Source organism: Aquirufa sp. OSTEICH-129A (assembly GCF_054558355.1).
Map to the genome: position 1 here is coordinate 42,738 of NZ_JBPXKC010000006.1, position 20,252 is coordinate 62,989.

Below are 20,252 nucleotides of genomic sequence, written 5' to 3' on the forward strand. Positions count from 1 at the left end.
GATAATTTAGCTTAAAAGGCTAGGCGATGATATCATTGCCTGGCCTTTTTTCGTTAACCTTGACAGCGTTTCAAACGCTGTCAAGGTTTAGAATACATCCTATTTTTTTGAGATTTGATAGCTCCCCACAATCACCAAGGCCATACCAATAAGTACTACTAAATCAGGTAGGCCATGTCCCAAGATGATTTCTATTAAAATTGAAAACAAGACAGCACTATTACCTACGGCCCCCACAATGCTCGTTTTTTCAAATCGTAATGCTTGAGTGGTAAAACTTTGTACTCCCAGCGCCAAAAGACCCATAATGATAATCTCCATGTATTGACTTCCTTGGGGATTAACCCATTGGCCTGACCAAAAACTATTGGGTAAATTACCCCAGGTACCCAGGATCAAGGATATGCTGGATGCGACAAATCCCGCTGCCATGAAAGAGAAGATTACCCAACGTGAGTCATAATATTTTTGAGCTTCTTTTATCGCCATATATCCTAATGCAGTTCCTATGGCATATAACAATCCAACCGAATGATTTTGCCATTGCTTATCGGCTGATGGTTGGAATATGAGTAAAATCCCTAGGAAGCCCATCAATAAAAATAATACTTGTCTACTTTTTAAGCTTTCTGTTGGGATCCATAAAAATGTAAAAATGGCGATGAAGAGCGGGAAGGCTTGGCCATAGGTATTGGTTAATGATAGTCCTAAATGCTCTAAGGCATAAAACAAACAATATAAAGTAAAGGCACCTAAAATGCCTCGAAATACTAAGAAGCCTAATTTTCCACCTGTTTGAACAGCTGGTTTTTGCCATAAACTTATTATTAAAAAGGGTAGTCCTACTGCATTTCGAAACAATACCAATTCAACCGATGGGAAGAATTTACTCATCCTTTGGGCCATAGCGGACATCATAGCGAAGCACAAAGAAGATAAAAGCATAAAGCCTATTCCCTTGTTTTTGCGAATGAATGGTTGAATTTTGGAAAGCATATTTTAGGGAGAAAGCTTGTCGGAGATTCTTTAATCCTTATTTTTTTGGTAACTTGCATTTCTTTTTTCAAAGGTATGACAAAAAAAATAATTTTATCGGAATCAGCTCCTGCTGCCATTGGTCCATATTCTCAGGCGGTTGCCGTTCAGGGCGCTTTGTATGTATCAGGTCAAATTGCTGTGTCAGTTTACGAGGCCGGTGGAGATATTGAAGAAGAGACCCATCAGGTTTTAAAGAATTTGGGATATATTTTGAATGAAGCGGGTTATGATTTTCAGGATGTGGTTAAGTGCTCCATTTTTATTAAAAATATGAATCATTTTGCTCAAATAAATCAGGTATATGCCCAGTATTTTTCTGTCAATCCTCCCGCACGTGAAACGGTAGAAGTGTCTCGTTTGCCTAAAGACGTTCGAGTAGAAATTTCTTGTATTGCCCATAAATAAATTCATATGCCTAATTCAGTACGTGTTCGTTTCGCCCCAAGTCCTACAGGTCCACTGCATATCGGTGGTGTACGAACAGCCTTATATAATTTTTTATTAGCTCGAAAATTGGGAGGTACCTTCATTCTAAGGATTGAAGATACAGATCAAGCACGTTTTGTTCCCGGTGCTGAAGCGTATATACTAGAAAGTTTGGCATGGTTAGGCATTTCACCTGATGAGGGTATTGGTGCTGGTGGACCTCATGAACCATATCGTCAAAGCGAAAGAAAAGATATTTATAAGTCTTATGCGGATGAGTTAATTAATTCTGGCAAAGCCTATTATGCCTTTGATACTTCTGAAGAATTGGATGCCATGCGAACAACCTTTGAAAGTCAAGGATCAGCATTTCAATACAATGCAGTAACTCGAGTAAAACTAAGGAATTCTTTATCACTTTCTAAAGAGGAAGTTGACCAATTATTGGCCAACAATACCCCTTATGTCATTCGTCTAAAGGTTCCTGCTAAAGGAGAAATTCGTTTTCAAGATACCATACGTGATTGGGTACATGTGCATACTTCCAGCATAGATGATAAAGTACTGATGAAGTCAGATGGTATGCCAACCTATCACCTGGCCAATGTAGTAGATGATCATATCATGCAAATTACGCATGTAATTCGAGGTGAAGAGTGGTTGCCATCTGCTCCTTTACATATTTTACTATATCAAGCATTTGGTTGGAATCCTCCCCAATTTGCTCATTTACCTTTATTGTTAAAACCGGAAGGGAATGGTAAACTTTCCAAGAGAGATGCTGATTTGGGTGGTTTCCCTGTATTTCCTTTGGAATGGACAGATCCACAAACAGGAGCCATTTCGAAAGGCTTTAAACAAGAAGGATATTTGCCTGAAGCAACCTTGAATTTTCTAGCTTTTCTGGGTTGGAATCCGGGGACTGAGCAGGAATTGTTTTCATTGGATGAGTTAATTGCAGCATTCTCTTTGGAAAGAATAAATAAAGCCGGGGCCAAATTTGATGTTAAAAAAGCACAGTGGTTCAATGAACAATATTTGAAACAACATAGTGCTCAAGAATTAGCTTCTACTTATTTACCATCCATTGATGCTGAAAAGGCAGAAGCCTTTGTGCATTTGTTTTTGGATAGAATAACGTTTCCCCAAGAACTAGAACGACTGGTACAAGAATTTTCTGAATTTCCAGTAACCTACGATGAGGCGGTTTTAAGTTCTAAATGGAATGCTGAAACCAAACAAGCACTAGAATTAATTTTGGGAACTTTGCCTACTTGTGAGCATTGGAATGCGGAAGATATTAAAGCTTGTATTCAACTTTGTTTGGAGCAAGCTGGAATTAAAATGGGTAAGGTGATGCAATTGTTTAGAGTAGCGATGAGTGGGAAAGGTGCAGGACCGGATTTAATGATTTCATTGGAACTTTGGGGTAAGGAACAAGTGTTAGCAAGACTAAATAAAGCCTTAGAAATATTTCCAGCCATTTAATATGAAAGATAAATCAAAGAAAGTAAAGGAAAAAGCTCCTAAAGTTCACCCCGATTTGGCTGGATTTGAGATGAATATTGATTCATTTGGACAAATTACATCTACCTTGAATCGAGATGCTTTGAATGCATTTTTAGATAAAGAAATGCCCGATGATAAAAAATTAAATCCTAAGAATGATGAAGGTAAATAAGGAAGATGTGATTAAAATAGCTCATTTGGCTCGTTTGGAGTTGAAAGAGGAGAAAATTCAAGATATGCAAGATTCCATCAATAAAGTATTGGATTGGATGGAAGCTTTGAATGCAGTAGATACTTCATCAGTTGAACCTTTAGTTCATATGACACCCGCCATAAATCATTTTAGGGAAGATCAAGCCAAGGCAACTTTGGATCGTCAGAAAGCCTTGAAATTAGGTCCAGATACCAACGAAAGTTATTTTAAAGTACCTCAAGTTATTGAATAATTACCCAATATAGTATTGCAGGGCTTTTTTCATTTCTGATTTTCCAACCGGAATATCATATCCGCAATCACCAATTCCTGTTAGTAAAGAGAAACGAACCTCATTTCCGAGGTTCTTCTTGTCTTGCATGGTTAATCGAATAATCGCCGGAATTTCACTTTCTTGTATACTTACCTTTCCATAGGTAGCAAATAGATAAGCTTCAATGTCTTCCAATTCAGTCAAAGTAATTAAATTTCGGCTGTAGGAAAGAAAGGCCTCCGTAATAATTCCAACCGCAACGGCCTCCCCATGTAGAATTTTTCTTTTCCCCTGGTTTAATAAAAATGTTTCTACAGCATGACCTAGGGTATGACCCAAATTAAGTATTTTACGAATTCCAGCTTCTTTAGGATCTTCTGTAACAACGGCTTGCTTGATGGCTACAGAATGGGCTACTAAGCTAGGGAAATCATTTTCTTGCCAATCTAACTGACTTATTTCCTCCCACTTTGCAGCATCGCGAATTAGGCAATGTTTGATGATTTCGGCAAAACCTGAACGCTTTTCTCTTTCGCTTAATGTCTCTAGGAAAGTAGGGTCAATTAGGACCGTTTTGGGTAATTGGAATACACCTAAATGATTCTTAAAGCCTTGAAAGTCAATGCCTAATTTACCACCCACACTCGCATCTACCTGAGCCAATAGCGTTGTGGGGATCTGAATAAAGTCAATCCCCCTTTTATAGGTAGAGGCACAAAATCCACCCATATCTCCAATGACTCCTCCTCCTAAATTGATCATCAAGGCATGCCTATCTAAATTAGATTTGGTCATTACCTCCCAGATTTTCACACAAGTATCCAGGTTTTTATGGGCTTCACCTGATTTAATAACAACTTTGATGAAATTTTTTGGAAGTAGTTTTTCAATTCTGGGTAAACAATGTTTTTGGGTTAGCTCATCCACTAAAACAATAACTCTGGAATAGTTTTTAGAGTCAAGAAAAGAAGATAGTGAAGTGGAAATGGGAGCTATTTGTACGGACATAGGATGTAAAATTCGTATGAAAGTCTAAAAATACCACGAATTTCTCAAAATGGGCAATTTGAGAACCTAATTTTGGTTTTGCGGTATGCTTTTTCTTGCCTAATTTTGCGCGGTTATGTTTTTTCATACACCTTAACATTTTATGAGAGAGATTCAATTCAGAGAAGCCTTGCGTGAGGCAATGCAAGAAGAGATGCGACGCGATGCATCCGTTTTTTTAATGGGTGAAGAAGTTGCGGAATACAATGGTGCATACAAAGTTTCCCAAGGTATGTTGGATGAGTTTGGTCCGGACCGAGTAATTGATACTCCGATTGCAGAGTTAGGATTTGGGGGTATTGGAGTAGGTGCGGCAGCCAATGGTTTACGTCCGATTGTCGAGTTTATGACTTTCAACTTCTCTTTGGTAGCTATTGACCAAATTATCAACTCCGCTTCCAAAATGATGTCGATGTCAGGTGGACAATATTCATGTCCAATTGTTTTCCGTGGACCTACTGGAAATGCCGGTCAATTATCCTCACAGCACTCGTCAAACTTTGAGAATTGGTATGCTAATACTCCTGGTTTGAAAGTAGTAGTTCCTTCTAATCCAGCAGATGCAAAAGGTCTTTTAAAGGCATCGATTCGTGACAATGATCCTGTTATTTTTATGGAGTCTGAATTGATGTATGGCGACAAAGGATTAGTGCCCGATGGAGAATTTTTAATTCCAATTGGTAAAGCTAACGTGGTAAAAGAAGGTAAAGATGTTACCATTGTAACCTTTGGTAAAATGCTTTCTCGTGTGGTAATGCCAGCAGTAGAAGAATTAACTAAGATGGGAATACATGCGGAAGTTATCGACCTACGTAGTGTCCGCCCTATTGATTACATTACCGTTGTGGAATCTGTTAAGAAAACAAACCGTTGCGTAGTAGTGGAGGAGGCAAACCCATTGTCAGCCATTTCTTCCGAGATTACTTATCACCTACAACGCTGGGCATTTGATTATTTAGACGCACCTGTGGTTCGTGTTAATTCAAAAGATTTACCTTTACCTTATGCTCCTACCTTGATAGAAGAAATTTTACCAAGTGTGGAACGTACCATTCAAGCAGTTAAAACGGTTACTTATAGAAAGTAATTTATTTTCATAATACTGATTAAGAGCCAAGCTATAACTTGGCTCTTTTTTTTGCGGAATCTATGATTATTCATCATTATCAATTTCTTGGACAACAAAATTATTTCCAAAATCGTTATGAACGCTCAACGCTGTCAAGGTTCCAAACCTTGACAGCGTTAGAAAATAGCGTTCAAAAACAAAAAAAAGTCCCCCGAAATCGGAGGACTTTTACTATTTCAATACCTTAAATTTTTCTTAGAGTTATAAGACGTAAATGAAGCGAGATCCGTCTACATCAACACCCTCAAGCTTAATCCGTCCTTTGCGCGCTTCCAATAACTGAACCGCTTCTTTTGGGTCACTTACGGCTTTGTCATTGATTTTGGTAATGATAGAACCTTTTGATAAACCATACATTTCTAGGCGGCCGTCGCTGAGAACTTCAATCACCTTCACCCCATTACTAACCTTGAATTTCTCCTTATCAGCGCTACTCAATGTACCAAATTTTGCACCTAAGAACTCGGATTTAGTTGATTCTCCAGCATCTCCTTTGACGATGGACGTATTTCCATCCTTATTTTTAAGGGTTACTTTGAATTCTTTGGTTTGGCCATCTCGGTTAACAGTTACTAAAATACTTTCTCCTGGACGTTTTCTACCAACGATCTCCATAAGTTTGGATGAAGATTTTGTATCTGTTCCATCAATTTTGGTGATAACATCATTGATTTTAATACCTGCATCTTTAGCAGCAGAATTTTCTGAGAAACCTCCTACATAAACTCCATCTTTCGATTTTAAGTCTTTTTCTTCTGCCAATTTGGCATTTACTTCCATAATGCTTACTCCCAAGAAACCACGTTGTACATTTCCGTATTTAATTAAATCGGAAGAGACTTTTTTAACAATACTTACAGGGACAGCAAATGAATAACCGGCAAATTGACCCGTTCTAGAATAAATGGCCGTGTTAATGCCAATTAACTCTCCTTTTAAATTCACTAATGCTCCTCCTGAATTACCTGGATTAACGGCAGCATCTGTTTGAATAAAGGATTCCAATGGATTGGTATCTCCATCGCGATCAATGATGTTTTGACGACCCTTTGCTGAAACGATACCCGCTGTAACCGTAGATTCCAAATTGAAAGGGTTTCCTACTGCTAACACCCATTCACCTACTTTTAAGGCATCGGAATCTCCAAAAGTTAGGAAAGGTAGGTTTTCGGCCTTGATTTGAATAACAGCTAAATCGGAAGATGGGTCTGTAGATATGACTTTGGCCTTATATTCCCGTTTGTCATTTAGAATTACACTTACTTCCTCGGCTTCTTGAACGACGTGATTGTTGGTAACAATGTATCCATCCGAGCTAATGATCACACCAGATCCTGAAGCTTCTTGTGTTTGCGGGGCCTGTTGGCGACGACCTCCAAAAGGGTCACCGAATCCAAAAAAGTCATCAAATGGGCTGGATGATTGACGACTCTGACGAGCTGTCATCTTGGTTTTAATATGAACTACCGCAGGAGTTGTTTTTTCAGCTGCGAAAGTGAATTCTCCGGGATTTCCGGGTACATTTTGAATGTTGGAAACTGAACTTGTAAATGCTGATGGTGCATCACCTATGGTGTGCGAGGAACCTAAATTCAATAAAGAATAGGCGCCAAGAGTGATACCGCTAGATAGTAGCGCAATAATCACATACGTTTTAAGGTGGTTTTTGATTTCCATAATGATAAAAATGCTTTAGATTTTTGTTTTGCTAAATTAACGCAATTTGTGTGCCATTGTTCTGCTCGAGGTATATTATTAACAAGATTTAAGAAATGGCAGATTTTATGAATTTTTGGCATTTTCATTTCTAGGTGAAGTAGTAATCTTTATTGACATAGAATCCATTTTTTAATCGGCTCATAATTGGTTAATTTTGCAATTCAATTTAGAAATAAGAGAATTCCACATGGTTTTAAGTGAGCAAGAACAATTAAGAAGACAAAAAAGATTGGATTTGATGGCTTTGGGCATAGATCCATATCCCGCAGCAGCCTATCCAGTCAATGTATATGCCAAGGATATTTTGTCAGATTATTCGGTAGAATCAGCCAATTTTCAAGATGTTACTTTGGCAGGTCGATTGATGGGATTCCGAATCATGGGAAATGCTTCTTTTGCTGAATTGCAAGATGCGAGTGGCCGAATTCAATTGTATTTTAGGAGAGATGACTTATGTCCAGGCGAGGATAAAACCTTATATAATACGGTCTTTAAAAAACTGCTTGATATAGGTGATATTATTGGTGTGAAAGGCTATGTGTTTACTACACAAATGGGTGAAATATCTGTCCATGTACGTGAGTTTACCCTCTTATCCAAAGCACTTAAACCTTTACCAGTGGTTAAGGAAGCAGAAGGTCAAACTTTTGATGCCTTTTCTGACCCTGAATTGAGGTACCGCCAACGCTATGTCGATTTGATCGTTAATCCATCGGTAAAGGATATTTTTATCAAGCGTGCCAAAATCATATCCACCATGCGGTCTATGTTTGATGAGCGAGGTTGGTTAGAAGTAGAAACACCCGTCTTGCAATCCATTCACGGGGGGGCGTCTGCTCGTCCTTTCAAAACGCATCACAATACCTTGGATATGCCTCTTTATTTGCGCATTGCTAATGAGCTGTATTTGAAGCGATTAATTGTTGGTGGATTTGACGGAGTCTATGAATTTGGAAAAATGTTTAGAAATGAAGGAATGGATCGTACCCACAATCCTGAATTCACTTCTTTGGAATTTTATGTAGCATACAAGGACTATCATTGGATGATGGACCTAACCGAAAAAATCTTTGAGAAAGTAGCTCAAACTTTGCACCAGCAAACCCAGGTACAAGTAGGTGAAAATGCCATTGAATTTGCCGGGCCATATCCGAAATTATCCATTTCTGAAGCTATTTTAAAGTATTCCGGTGTAGATGTTGATGCCTTGTCTGAAGATCAATTACGCGCTAAATGCCTTGAATTTGGCATGGAAGTGGACGAGCAAATGGGTAAAGGCAAGTTAATTGATGAGCTTTTTGGAGAGAAAGTTGAGGCAAATTTGATTCAACCGACTTTCATCATAGACTATCCTGTAGAAATGTCTCCTTTGACGAAAAAGCACCGTTCAAAAGATGGATTAGTGGAACGATTTGAGCTATTTGTTAATGGTAAAGAAATCGCCAATGCCTATTCTGAATTGAATGATCCTATCGATCAAAAAGAAAGATTTGAAGATCAGTTGAGATTAGCCGAAAAAGGAGATGATGAGGCAATGGCTATGGATCAAGATTTCATCCGATCTTTGGAGTATGCCATGCCTCCAACCTCAGGCATTGGAATTGGAATAGATCGATTAACCATGTTAATGACCAATCAAGCATCCATTCAGGAAGTTTTATTCTTCCCACAAATGCGCCCAGAAGTTTTGAAAGAAGTATCTTCTGATGCTGATTTTATTCAAGCTGGGGTTGCAGAACAATGGATTCCAGCCCTGCAAAAAATGGGAATTTTAACCCTAGAGGCCTTAAAATCAGCCAATCCCAATAAAGTATTCAATGATTTAGGGGGCCTACGTAAGAAATTAAAGATAGAATCACCTATGCCAAGCAAAGAAGAAGTCATTGCTTGGATTGAATCTTAATCAACTACATGCATTTAAATCAAAAAAGCCATCCCTCGGGATGGCTTTTTCTTTTCTCTTTATTAGAGATCAATGTTGCAATTTTAATAGGATAACCTAATATATATTGGAAAATACTGATTTGCTCTAATCAAGGACATGTAAGAAAATTACATTTTCTTTACATTGATAGCGTTAGCTCCACGCTTTCCGTCAGTTACTTCGTAGGAAACGCTGTCATTTTCGCGAATTGTAACACCAGCTAAGCCAGTTACGTGTACAAAAATGTCTTCACCTGTTTGGTCGTCAACGATGAATCCGAAACCTTTCGTCTCGTTGAAAAATTTTACTTTACCAGTTTGCATAAAAAATTAATGTTAAAAATTAAATCTTAAAGAATTTTAGACGCAAGAATTTTGACTGGGACAAACTTATAGAATCAAATGGAGTGTAAGCCGGAGAGATACTAGGAGGGATGAAGTCGAGAATTTTGCTGAATTAAAACTTTTAAGTGTCCAAATGTATATAAAATTCAATTGCATGCAAGCAAAATCAAATTAAATATTAAAAATTATCATTTATTTTATTTTAATTTTGCAATATTCGTATAAAAATTTGAATTATTTAAATTTACTACCTAAAATCGGGTAATTATTAATATTTTTGTAGGCATTAAATTTAGCTACATGAAAAAAGTAAAGTATTTCGTTGAAAATCAAGCTTTTGGAGTTTGTACTAGATTAGGAGAGAAGTTTAAAATTTCTACCTCTAGCATCAGATTGTATTTTATTTATACCTCATTCATTACGATGGGTTCTCCCATCATCATTTATTTAATCTTGGCTTTTTGGATGAATATTCGTCGATATTTACGCCAAAGAAACAACCCAACGGTCTGGGAATTTTAGAATTTTAAATCACTGAATTTTTTTCTTTTTTGTGCGAAATAGGCCCAAATTATGGATTTTGGGTAGCTAGCAATGTGCTCTTTTTTAATTAATTCAGGGGCTAAATTTTGTTTGTTTTTTTCAAATAATACATAAGAATAAAATGCAAAATGTGCTTTCAAAATGGCCCCAATCAACGCAAAATCACCTGATAATAGATATTTGATACCAGCTAAGCCATCTGCAAGCATTCTGAACAGAATAGTGATAATTTTCTTATTCTGAGGTAGATTTTTGTATAGGAGTATCAGATTGTTTCTAAAATTCAAATAGGTTTTAAAGGGGTTTCCTTGTGCTAAAGTTCCTCCTCCTACGTGTTTAACACTACTTTCTGCCACCGCCGCTACATGATATCCTGCTCGTTGAATTCTCCAACATAGGTCTATTTCTTCCATGTGAGCAAAAAAATAGTCGTCTAATCCTCCAACTTTCCAATAAATTTCTGAACGAACGAGTAAGCAGGCTCCCGTGGCCCATTGAACTAGACCCGTGGGGTATTGTCCATGATTATTTTCAATGGATTCAAATATCCTTCCCCGACAAAATGGAAATCCTAAATTGTCCCAAAATCCACCTGCAGCACCAGCATATTCAAATGAATTTTGGTTTTGATAATTTAGGATATAGGGTTGTACAGCAGCTACTTGGGTGTTTTTTGACATGTAATCCAATAATGGATTTAACCAGATTTCGCTAGGCTCAATGTCGGAATTCATTAAAACGTAGAATTCGGCTTGAATGGATTTTAATGCTCTGTTGTAACCTCCTGCATAACCTAAGTTTCCTTTTCCTTCTATTCGATGTATTTCTGGAAATTGCTTTTTTAGGTAATCCAGGGAATCATCGGTGGAACCATTATCTGCTACGTAAATGCTGCCTGAAGGGCAGGTAGAAATAACGGATGGCAAGAATTTTTCTAAAAAATGCTTTCCGTTAAAATTTAAAATGACAATGGCTACCGACATAATGTTCCTTTCCTACAAAGGTAAGTAAATCGTTCAAATTAGAATTTATTCGAGAAAGATGTATTTTTGTTCTACTTACCATCACATCAACTAATTAATTTGCATGAATTCATCCTTTTTTCGCAAAAAGTCCATTGATAAAATAGTTTCTGATCAAATCGAGATTGAAAAGCTGGAAGGTGGATCCATGGTTCGGAATTTAGGCGTTAGAGACCTAACCTTTTTAGGTGTTGCCGCAATCATTGGTGCTAGTATTTTTTCTGCCATCGGTCAGGCATCCGCCAATGGAGGTCCCGCTGTATCTCTTTTATTTGTTTTTACTGCCGTGGCATGTATGTTTACGGCCTTTTGTTATGCTCGATTTGCGGCAACGGTCCCCATTAGTGGTAGCGCCTATACCTATGCCTATACGAGTTTAGGGGAAATAGTTGCCTGGATTTTAGGTTGGAATCTTTTATTAGAATACGCTATTTCCAATGTGGCTGTAGCCATTTCATGGTCTAAATATTTTGTTGATTTAATGGAAGGTCTAGGCTATCATATCCCAGATTATTTAACCATGGATTTTTTGTCCGCCAAAAGAGCGTTTTCTGAAGCACAAGTAGCTCTTAATCAAGGCCAATTGTTAGAATCCTTATCAGTAAATGTGCGTGAAGGTTATACTGCTTATGCCACGGCTCCGGTTATTTTCGGTTGGCATTTTGTAGCTAATATTCCTGCTTTATTGATTACGGCCGCTATTACCTATTTGGTATATATTGGTATTCGTGAAACCAAAAATATGAATAATATTTTGGTCATTCTAAAGCTATTGGTCATTGTGATTGTGGTGGGTGTAGGTGCATTTTATGTTCAAGTAGAAAATTGGTCGCCATTTGCTCCCAATGGCATCAGTGGGGTATTAAAAAGTGTGGCAGCTGTTTGTTTTGCTTATATTGGTTTTGATTCTATTTCAACGACTGCAGAGGAATGTACAAATCCTCAAAGGGATATACCCAAGGCCATGATGTGGGCTTTGATTATTTGTACGGTTCTTTATGTATTAGTGACTTTGGTTTTGACGGGCATTGTTCCCTCTGCTTCTTTGGCGGGTATTGAAGATCCATTGGCTTATATGTTTACCCAAGTAGGCTTACATGGAGTTGCCGGAGTGGTTGCGGCTAGTGCGGTCATTGCCTTAACTAGTGCCTTATTGGTTTATCAATTGGGGCAACCTCGTATTTGGATGACAATGTCTCGGGATGGATTATTACCTAAAGCGTTTTCTAATATTCATCCTAAATACCGAACTCCATCATTTTCTACCATCATGACGGGCGTTTTAGTGGGTATTCCTGCACTATTTGCCAATCTAGAAGAAGTGATAAACCTTAGCAGTATTGGTACCTTATTCGCATTTGTGTTGGTATGTGGCGGTGTATTGATATTGGATTTAGACCCAGAGAATCAAAAGAAATCCAAGTTTAAAATACCATATATCAATGCTAAATATTGGGTAGGTTTGGCCTTTTTGATTTGCTTATATATTTATCTGCCGACAGCCGATGCATGGTCAAGTTATTGGAATGCCCATTGGGTGGGAGAAGCGCGAGTAGACCATTTCTTGCTCAGTGCATTCTTTTTAATTTGGTTGGTTTTGGCCTACTTTAGTTATACCATCAATTTATCTTTGATCCCAGTTTTAGGCTTATTAGTTAATTTATATTTAATGACGCAAATGGGTGCCACCAATTGGGAGAGATTCCTTTATTGGTGTATCGCAGGTTTTTTAATTTATTTCAGTTATAGCTATCGAAAAAGTAAATTACATGTATAAAAAAAGGGCCAATTTAATTGGCCCTTTTTTGTTAGTCATTACTTCTTCGTCCTCCCAATAAATTGAGGTAATAAAGTAATTGAGCTAGCATGGCTAAAGCTGCTACCACATAGGTCATTGCCGCCCACCAAAGTGCATCCTTGGACATTTCATATTCACTTGAATTAACGATTTGATTATTTTTAATCCATGCTAAAGCACGGTTAGAGGCATCAAATTCTACAGGTAATGTCACAAAGCTAAAAATGGTTGCTAGGGCAAATAAAGCTACCCCTATACTCAAAAGAGTGGCATTTCCAGTTGAATACAAAATCATCATTCCTATCATCAATAAGATAGGCATGAAACCATTGGCCACATTCAATAAAGGCACCATGGCACTTCTAAACTGTAGAAAAGAATAAGCCTGGGCATGTTGGACAGCATGTCCACATTCGTGGGCAGCTACTGCAGCAGCAGCGGCATTTCGGCCATGATATACATCCGCACTTAAATTAACGGTTTTGTCGCTTGGGTTATAATGGTCTGTTAATTGACCATCTACGGAAATCACCCGGACATCATAGATTCCATGATCTGAAAGCATCTTCTCCGCAATTTGTTGTCCGGATAAATTACTCTGCAAGGGTACTTCCGAATACTGTTTGAATTTGGATTTTAATCTCCAAGAAATCATCATTCCGATAACTCCAAAAAGGATGGTTAAAACATAGATTCCTGTCATTTTCTTTTATTTTTTAAGTTTGTTAATAATTCCTGTTGTTGAATAATTGGGTACTAAATCAATGGTGCTAACTTCTCCACCTGCGGCTAAAACTTCTTTTGAGCCTACAATTGTATCAATGGTATAATCATTTCCTTTAATTAGCACATCGGGTAAAAGCGTTTTAATTAATTCCAAAGGCGTTTCCTCATCAAATATGATAACTAAAGAGACAAAACCCAAGGCTGCAATTAAACGGGCTCGTGCATATTCTGAATTAACCGGCCTTTCGGGTCCTTTCAGTTCTCGCACAGATCGGTCTGAGTTGACAGCTACAATCATTTTATCCCCGGCTTGGCTTGATTTTTCTAAGTAATCAACGTGGCCGAGATGCAAAATGTCAAAGCATCCGTTCGTAAAAACAACTTTTTGATGTTCCTTTTTCCAGTTGTTGCGAATTTCTACTGCTTCACTTAGGGTATGAATTTTATGTTCACTGAGTGTCGACACTGTTTAGTTTTTTAGGTAAGAAAAGAGTTAGAATAAAACTAATACCCCCAAATAACAAGATGGTAGCCATTTGGGTTCCATGAAAAAATGTGGCTAGGGCAGTAGCCTCTTTCATGGGGATTTGGTAGAAAAATAAAGTTGATGCTACGAGGCTATGGTAGGCTCCAATACCGCCTTGGGTGGGCGTGGCCATGCCGAATGTACCCATAACTAAAATGCTGAGTGAAGCCGATAATCCTAGGTTTTCACTGCTTGGGAAAGCTAAAAGTAAGGTATAGACATTAAGGAAATAAGCAAACCAAATGGCCCCCGTATAAAGCAAAAATAATCCAGGTTTTTTAACATCTTTGATGCTAATGATGCCATCAATCCAACCTGAGAGAATTTGTCCAACTTTTGAACTTTTTGAAAGAATTTCCCATTTGGCAAGTAGGTAATCTTTGGTCAACCAAAGGCTGATTAATCCAATTAAACCCACGATTAACAAACCCAAAATTAATGTTAATGGAGGTGTATCTGTTTGTGGAAATAAAAAAGATTGAATGGGTTTCCATTCGACTAAAAATGTAATACCCACTATGACGATTAAACCGAGCAAATCGACTACCCTCTCTGTGATAACGGTACCAAATGACTTTTCGAAAGGTATATCAGCTGTTTTTTGAAGCGATCCACAACGAGAAACTTCCCCCATTCTGGGTACAATGAAATTGGCAAAATAGCCGATCATTACAGCAGAAAAAGTTCTTATTTGACCTGGCTGGTAATCAAGACTATCCAATAATTGTTCCCAGCGAAGCGCCCTTAACCAATGTGAAATCAAAGAAATTAGAATAGCTACACTTACCCATTGGTAGTTCGCTTGCAGGAGCGTTTGGTAAATATCATCCCATTCTAACTGACTTTTCGAAAATGCCCAATACAAGAGAGAGGCAGCTAATAAAGTCGAGAATAAGTACTTAAGAATGGATTTTATCATGTTGTGGTGTTGGATTTCGAGAATCACAAGGCAAAATAAAGAGCTTTGCTTAAATTATATAGCTGGAATCCGATAAAATTTTTATATTTTTGCAAAGTTTTTTTGGGATAATTTTCCCCTAAATCAATTTAGAATGTCCAAATTACGTATTCTTTACGTTTCGAGTGAGGTTGACCCTTTCCTTAACACCTCTAGAATTGCAGACTTCGTTCGTAACCTACCAACTGCCATGCAGGAGAGGGGAATGGAGATTCGAATCTTGGTTCCAAGATTTGGTTCTATAAATGAACGCAAAAATCGTTTGCACGAAGTAGTTCGGCTATCAGGAATCACCATCCCCATGGGTGAGGAAGAAAAACCGTTAACGATTAAGGTCGCTAGTATTCCTGCTGCTAAATTGCAGGTTTATTTCATAGATAATGAAGATTATTTCCAGCGTAAATTTGTGTTAACCGATAAAGAAGGGGCATTCTATGATGACAATCATGAGCGTGCGGCTTTCTTCTGCAAAGGAGCATTGGAAACAGTGGTGAAATTAGGCTGGTCGCCTGATGTCGTACATTGTAATGATTGGATGTCGAGTTTAGTACCTTTGTACATCTCTACACATTACAAAAACCACCCTATCTTTAAAGATTCAAAAACTATTTTCTCTCCTCACAATTCTGAATTTGATTTTACGTTTTCTAACGAAGATTTATTAGAGAAAGTTAAATTAGGCGAAATTGAAGACGATAATTTAACTAGCTTAGCCAATTCAGATTATTCTGCCTTTATTAAAATTGGTGCAGAATATGCCGACAAAGTAGTATCATTAGAAAATGCGGAAAACAGCCGTATCCAATCCATCATTGATGAATTTAAATCAAAAACCTATCAAAATATTGCCGAAAATGATCTCGATTTCTTCGAAAAATTGTATTTGGAAATGGCCGGCAATTAAATGGGTAGGGATTCTTTCCCTTTTCCTTACTTCTTGTGATTTGCCTAAAGAAATTGGGTCAGATTTGTTTAGTGTTGAAGTAGGCTTAAACTATACAGATTCATTAAGTATTCAATCATCCACGGTGTTGATTGACTCTATCTTTACCAACCAAACCAACTCATTTTTGGTAGGCTCTCATCAAGATCCTATTTTAGGGACGGTGGTAGCCTCTGCTTTCACACAGGTAGCTAACGTAGATACCTTGAAAAGCAAGGAGAATTCTATTTTGGATTCCTTAAAAATGGAATTGATTTACCAATCATTTGTGGGGGATACTACCCAAAAACAAACGATTTCAATCTACCGATTAAAGGATAGCGTTAGCCGGGCTGTGGATTATTTTAATACTTCTACCGTGGCTTATGATCCTACACCAATCGGTACTCATTCTTTTTTTCCTCGACCTATCAAAGCCAAATCGGCCAATGGGGACTCTCTAAAATACGATACCTTACGATTTAAATTGAATGCTTCCTTTGGTAAAGAACTTTTAGAGAAATATACCGACAAGTCCATTGCCGCAGGTGGTGCAGCTTTTAGGCAATATTTTAGAGGAATGCATATTAAGTCGAACACTACGGGCAAAGCCGCGATCTTGGGTTTTTCTCCTACGTATTCTGTCATGACTTTGCATTACCATAATCCCAATGATACGGTTAAATACAAGGTAAATTACTATTTCAGTCTTTCTACTGCTTTGATTCAAGAAATTCATGGACGATTTAACCAATTACAGGTTTCTAGGTCTGGTGTATTAGGAAATTTACAAAAGCCAGGTGATCGTGTTCCTGCCTCGCAGTCGAATATGGTTACCTATGTTCAAGCAGGAACTGGTTTAGCTACCAAATTAGAGTTTCCTTATTTATTGAATTTGAAAGGCAATAAAAATGTAGCCATCAACAAAGCAGAATTAGTTTTACCAGCTGCTGACAGCTATGAGTGGTCGAAGACCTTAGGTTCACTTTCATTGGTTGAAACGGATGCAAGCAATAGAACTTTAAAGAATTCATATGGTTTACGGTATTTGTTGACCGAAGGTGGAACAGGTATACAGTCAGCTAATTTTGACCCAGTTTCTAAAACTTATAGTTTTAATGTCACCACTGCCATTCAAAATATCTTGGCCAATAATCGTAAGAATTTTGCCATCTTGGTGACAAGTCCATTAACCAGTAATTCAGCTGGATTCAGCCGAATCATTGGTGAAAATATCCGATATGTGCCTTTGAACGCGAGTAAAGTTAAATTAAAGGTATATTATACTTACATTGCCAAATAAATCGCTTGACGCATGGTTTCCCCGAATGATAATTTGCGGGTTAGTATGGTGCAGACCTCTCTCATTTGGGAGAATCCTGCTGCCAATTGTGCTGTTTTAGAAGAAAAATTGCAGGTCTTGCATGGTAAAACAGATGTAATCGTTTTACCAGAAATGTTTCTGACAGGTTTCAGCATGAGTGCAGAAGGGGCTGATTTTCCTAAAGGTGCTCAAGTACAATGGATGCAAATGATGGCTAATCGTTTGGATGTATTGATGCTTGGAAGTCTCAAAATCAAGGAGAATAATCAATTTTTCAATCGAATGTTAGCGGTTTTTCCAGATGGGAAAATAGTGACCTACAACAAGCGCCATTTGTTCCGCATGGGTCATGAGCATGAATTTTATAGTCCAGGTGAACAACAAGTCATAGTAAGCTATAAATCTTGGAAGATTGCCTTATTTGTTTGTTATGATTTACGTTTTCCTGTTTGGTCCAGAAATACTGATTTAGCCTACGATATGGCTATTTATGTGGCCAATTGGCCGGCAGCTAGGGCTCATGCTTGGTCAACCTTATTAAAAGCGCGTGCCATAGAAAACTTGGCCTATGTGGTTGGAGTTAACCGAGTAGGAAAAGATAACAATGATTTGCTTTACCAAGGTGATTCGGCACTTGTGACCTTTAAAGGAGAGGAACTGATTCATCTCATGGATGAAGAAACAATTTCCACCACGACTATTTCGAAAGAAGCTCTGCTAGATTTTAGAGAAAAATTCCCTGCGCATCTCGATGCCGATGCTTTTGATTTGAATTAAGCTGTTTTGTCCTTAAAAAAGGCTGGTAATCCTCCCGCATACGCTTGAGCTTCTTGTAAAGAACAATTTGCCACTAAATTCCCATGGCTAATGAGTAAAATTCGGTCACAAATTGATTCAACTTCATTCAATAAGTGACTTGAAAATAAAATGGTTTTACCTTGCCTTAGCGATTGAATCAAGGAACGAATTTCAGCCATTTGATTTGGATCTAATCCGCTGGTTGGTTCGTCCAAAATCAAAACCGCAGGGTCATGAAAGATTGCTTGCGCGATGCCTACGCGTTGTTGATAGCCTTTGGATAATTCACCTATCTTCTTTTTCTTTTCTTGCTCTAATCCCACTAATTGAATGACTTCATCCATCCTTATTTTTCGTTGACGAGATGAAAATCCATGAATTTTGCCAATAAAATCCAGGAATTCTTGAACATACATATCAGGATATAATGGATTGTTTTCCGCCAAATAGCCAATTTTCTTTTTCAATTCTAGGGCATGCTTTGTGACATCTAAACCTAACACCTTGGCTTCTCCTTGGCTAGGCAGGCTTAATCCTACCAACATTTTAAGGGTACTAGACTTCCCAGCACCATTAGGTCCAAGAAAACCAATGATTTGACCTTCTGAAGCTTGGAATGAAATGGCATTAACGGCAATTTGTGAACCGTAATTTTTAGAAAGTTTGACAACTTCAATCGACATACCTGATAAGGGATAGATTATATGACAAAGGTAGTAAAATGGGAACTAAATCTGCTTACCTTTGTGTTTTGGTTCATAAAGCTTAAAAACATGCAGGAAGATTCCATTCGTTTGGATCGTATTGAAGATGCGATAGAAGATATTCGTCAAGGTAAAATCATCATTGTAGCCGATGATGAGGACCGTGAGAATGAGGGTGATATGATTTGCGCATCCGAGGCAATTACTCCTGAATTGGTTAATTTCATGATTAAAGAGGCTCGCGGATTAATGTGTGTTTCTTTAACGGAGGATCGTTGCTCAGCTTTAGGCCTAGAAATGATGGTTGACAATAATACAACCTCACATGAAACCCCGTTTACCGTTTCGGTTGACTTATTAGGCAATGGCTGTACAACTGGGATTTCAGCCTCTGATCGGGCAAAAACGATTCAAGCATTAGTCGATCCTTTGACTAAGCCAAGTGATTTAGGTCGACCTGGGCATATTTTCCCCTTAAAGAGTAAATCTGAGGGCGTTTTACGCCGTACAGGTCATACCGAGGCCTCCATGGATTTTGCTCGTTTGGCGGGTTTTCAGCCTTCAGGTGTTTTAATTGAGGTGTTGAATGAGGATGGCAGCATGGCTCGTTTGGCAGATCTTCGTAAAATCGCGGATAAATTTGATTTAAAACTAGTGACTATTAAAGATTTGATTGAATATCGATTAGATAAGGAATCCTTAATTCAGCGGGAGATTGGTGTGGATATGCCTACTCAATGGGGGAATTTTGATTTGATTGCATTCAAGCAAAAAAATACAGGGGATACCCATTTAGCCTTAGTGAAAGGTACCTGGGAAAAAGATGAGGAAGTGATGGTGCGTGTGCATAGTTCTTGTGTTACAGGAGATATTTTTGGTTCTTGTCGCTGCGACTGTGGACCTCAATTGCACAAGGCTATGGAGATGGTGGAAAAAGCAGGGAAGGGAGTGGTTTTATACATGTTCCAAGAGGGTAGAGGTATAGGTTTATTGAATAAATTGAAAGCCTACAAATTACAAGAAATGGGCCGCGATACCGTAGAAGCTAATCTAGAATTAGGTTTTGCTATGGATGAGCGTGATTATGGAGTGGGGGCACAAATTTTAAGAAATTTGGGAATTAAAAAATTGCGATTAATCTCCAATAACCCTAAAAAACGAGCTGGATTATTAGGCTATGGATTGGAAATTGTGGAATCTATACCGATTGAAATTAATCCCAACCCACACAACCAGCATTATTTGCAAACAAAACGTGATAAGATGGGACATGCCATTTTGAGAAAGTAAAAAAACTAGGTAATGTAGAATTGTTTAAGAAAAGAGCC

At 38.0% G+C, this 20,252-nt stretch carries 21 protein-coding genes; 12 read left to right on the plus strand and 9 right to left on the minus strand.

Annotation, left to right across the window (positions count from 1 at the left end; all coding sequences use genetic code 11):
* Positions 1 to 99: 99 nt before the first annotated feature.
* A complete protein-coding gene (locus SKC36_RS11185; RefSeq protein WP_459465940.1) occupies positions 100 to 996 on the minus strand; it encodes a DMT family transporter in 897 nt (298 codons plus the stop codon).
* A gap of 75 nt (positions 997 to 1,071) precedes the next feature.
* Between SKC36_RS11185 and SKC36_RS11190 the strand changes: the two genes are divergently transcribed.
* From SKC36_RS11190 to gatC, 4 genes are read left to right on the plus strand one after another with little or no spacing between them, the layout of a single operon-like run.
* Positions 1,072 to 1,443, plus strand: coding sequence for a Rid family detoxifying hydrolase (locus SKC36_RS11190; RefSeq protein WP_459454738.1), 372 nt, complete (start codon positions 1,072 to 1,074; stop codon positions 1,441 to 1,443).
* 6 nt (positions 1,444 to 1,449) lie between these two features.
* The gene (gene gltX, locus SKC36_RS11195) at positions 1,450 to 2,952 is read left to right on the plus strand and encodes a glutamate--tRNA ligase (RefSeq protein ID WP_459465941.1); all 1,503 of its coding nucleotides are present in this window, start codon (positions 1,450 to 1,452) and stop codon (positions 2,950 to 2,952) included.
* 1 nt (position 2,953) lies between these two features.
* On the plus strand, positions 2,954 to 3,145 hold the full coding sequence (locus SKC36_RS11200) for a hypothetical protein (protein ID WP_406751686.1): 192 nt from the start codon (positions 2,954 to 2,956) through the stop codon (positions 3,143 to 3,145).
* A complete protein-coding gene (gatC, locus tag SKC36_RS11205; protein WP_459465942.1) occupies positions 3,129 to 3,419 on the plus strand; it encodes an Asp-tRNA(Asn)/Glu-tRNA(Gln) amidotransferase subunit GatC in 291 nt (96 codons plus the stop codon). Before SKC36_RS11200 ends, gatC begins: the two co-directional genes overlap by 17 nt.
* Here gatC and aroB read toward each other — a convergent pair whose 3' ends face one another.
* On the minus strand, positions 3,420 to 4,448 hold the full coding sequence (gene aroB, locus SKC36_RS11210; RefSeq protein ID WP_459465943.1) for a 3-dehydroquinate synthase: 1,029 nt from the start codon (positions 4,446 to 4,448) through the stop codon (positions 3,420 to 3,422). It abuts the gene before it with no gap.
* A gap of 142 nt (positions 4,449 to 4,590) precedes the next feature.
* On the opposite strand from aroB, the gene SKC36_RS11215 reads away from it, so the two are divergent.
* Positions 4,591 to 5,574 carry a pyruvate dehydrogenase complex E1 component subunit beta gene (locus SKC36_RS11215; RefSeq protein WP_459465944.1) on the plus strand — a complete coding sequence of 328 codons (984 nt, stop codon included), beginning with the start codon at positions 4,591 to 4,593 and terminating at the stop codon, positions 5,572 to 5,574.
* A gap of 243 nt (positions 5,575 to 5,817) precedes the next feature.
* On the opposite strand, the gene SKC36_RS11220 is transcribed toward SKC36_RS11215, so the two are convergent.
* A complete protein-coding gene (locus tag SKC36_RS11220) occupies positions 5,818 to 7,293 on the minus strand; it encodes a Do family serine endopeptidase (protein ID WP_459454732.1) in 1,476 nt (491 codons plus the stop codon).
* Positions 7,294 to 7,522: 229 nt separating this feature from the next.
* On the opposite strand from SKC36_RS11220, the gene lysS reads away from it, so the two are divergent.
* Entirely contained in the window at positions 7,523 to 9,238 is a 1,716-nt protein-coding gene (gene lysS, locus SKC36_RS11225; RefSeq protein WP_459466008.1) for a lysine--tRNA ligase, read from the plus strand.
* 149 nt (positions 9,239 to 9,387) lie between these two features.
* Here the strand turns inward: lysS and SKC36_RS11230 are convergent, their stop codons facing one another.
* Positions 9,388 to 9,582 (minus strand): cold-shock protein, encoded by a 195-nt coding sequence (locus SKC36_RS11230; RefSeq protein WP_459454731.1) that lies wholly within the window; start codon positions 9,580 to 9,582, stop codon positions 9,388 to 9,390.
* 321 nt (positions 9,583 to 9,903) lie between these two features.
* On the opposite strand from SKC36_RS11230, the gene SKC36_RS11235 reads away from it, so the two are divergent.
* Positions 9,904 to 10,125: a PspC domain-containing protein gene (locus SKC36_RS11235; protein ID WP_459454730.1), complete on the plus strand. Its 222-nt coding sequence runs from the start codon at positions 9,904 to 9,906 to the stop codon at positions 10,123 to 10,125.
* Here SKC36_RS11235 and SKC36_RS11240 read toward each other — a convergent pair.
* The gene (locus tag SKC36_RS11240) at positions 10,122 to 11,129 is read right to left on the minus strand and encodes a glycosyltransferase family 2 protein (RefSeq protein WP_459465945.1); all 1,008 of its coding nucleotides are present in this window, start codon (positions 11,127 to 11,129) and stop codon (positions 10,122 to 10,124) included. The genes SKC36_RS11235 and SKC36_RS11240 overlap by 4 nt on opposite strands.
* Positions 11,130 to 11,232: 103 nt before the next feature.
* Between SKC36_RS11240 and SKC36_RS11245 the strand changes: the two genes are divergently transcribed.
* Positions 11,233 to 12,945, plus strand: coding sequence for an amino acid permease (locus SKC36_RS11245; RefSeq protein ID WP_459454728.1), 1,713 nt, complete (start codon positions 11,233 to 11,235; stop codon positions 12,943 to 12,945).
* Positions 12,946 to 12,976: 31 nt separating this feature from the next.
* Here the strand turns inward: SKC36_RS11245 and SKC36_RS11250 are convergent, their stop codons facing one another.
* From SKC36_RS11250 to SKC36_RS11260, 3 genes are read right to left on the minus strand one after another with little or no spacing between them, the layout of a single operon-like run.
* Complete coding sequence (locus SKC36_RS11250) at positions 12,977 to 13,669, minus strand: zinc metallopeptidase (protein WP_459454727.1); 693 nt, start codon at positions 13,667 to 13,669, stop codon at positions 12,977 to 12,979.
* A gap of 6 nt (positions 13,670 to 13,675) precedes the next feature.
* Positions 13,676 to 14,158: a D-glycero-beta-D-manno-heptose 1-phosphate adenylyltransferase gene (gene rfaE2 / locus SKC36_RS11255; protein ID WP_459465946.1), complete on the minus strand. Its 483-nt coding sequence runs from the start codon at positions 14,156 to 14,158 to the stop codon at positions 13,676 to 13,678.
* Positions 14,142 to 15,137 (minus strand): lysylphosphatidylglycerol synthase transmembrane domain-containing protein, encoded by a 996-nt coding sequence (locus tag SKC36_RS11260; RefSeq protein WP_459465947.1) that lies wholly within the window; start codon positions 15,135 to 15,137, stop codon positions 14,142 to 14,144. Before SKC36_RS11260 ends, rfaE2 begins: the two co-directional genes overlap by 17 nt.
* Positions 15,138 to 15,270: 133 nt before the next feature.
* Here SKC36_RS11260 and SKC36_RS11265 point away from each other — a divergent pair, with 133 nt between their 5' ends.
* The 3 genes from SKC36_RS11265 to SKC36_RS11275 are packed head-to-tail and all read left to right on the plus strand — an operon-like array spanning position 15,271 to position 18,199.
* Positions 15,271 to 16,080: a glycogen/starch synthase gene (locus tag SKC36_RS11265; RefSeq protein ID WP_459454724.1), complete on the plus strand. Its 810-nt coding sequence runs from the start codon at positions 15,271 to 15,273 to the stop codon at positions 16,078 to 16,080.
* Positions 16,081 to 16,120: 40 nt separating this feature from the next.
* Positions 16,121 to 17,401: a DUF4270 family protein gene (locus SKC36_RS11270; RefSeq protein ID WP_459465948.1), complete on the plus strand. Its 1,281-nt coding sequence runs from the start codon at positions 16,121 to 16,123 to the stop codon at positions 17,399 to 17,401.
* Between the two features lie 12 nt (positions 17,402 to 17,413).
* Positions 17,414 to 18,199, plus strand: a complete 786-nt coding sequence (locus SKC36_RS11275) for an amidohydrolase (RefSeq protein WP_459465949.1) — start codon at positions 17,414 to 17,416, stop codon at positions 18,197 to 18,199.
* On the opposite strand, the gene SKC36_RS11280 is transcribed toward SKC36_RS11275, so the two are convergent.
* On the minus strand, positions 18,196 to 18,903 hold the full coding sequence (locus SKC36_RS11280; RefSeq protein WP_459465950.1) for an ABC transporter ATP-binding protein: 708 nt from the start codon (positions 18,901 to 18,903) through the stop codon (positions 18,196 to 18,198). The two genes, SKC36_RS11275 and SKC36_RS11280, sit on opposite strands and share 4 nt — an antisense overlap.
* 90 nt (positions 18,904 to 18,993) lie before the next feature.
* Here SKC36_RS11280 and SKC36_RS11285 point away from each other — a divergent pair, with 90 nt between their 5' ends.
* Positions 18,994 to 20,214 (plus strand): bifunctional 3,4-dihydroxy-2-butanone-4-phosphate synthase/GTP cyclohydrolase II, encoded by a 1,221-nt coding sequence (locus SKC36_RS11285; protein WP_459454720.1) that lies wholly within the window; start codon positions 18,994 to 18,996, stop codon positions 20,212 to 20,214.
* Positions 20,215 to 20,252 lie beyond the last annotated feature (38 nt).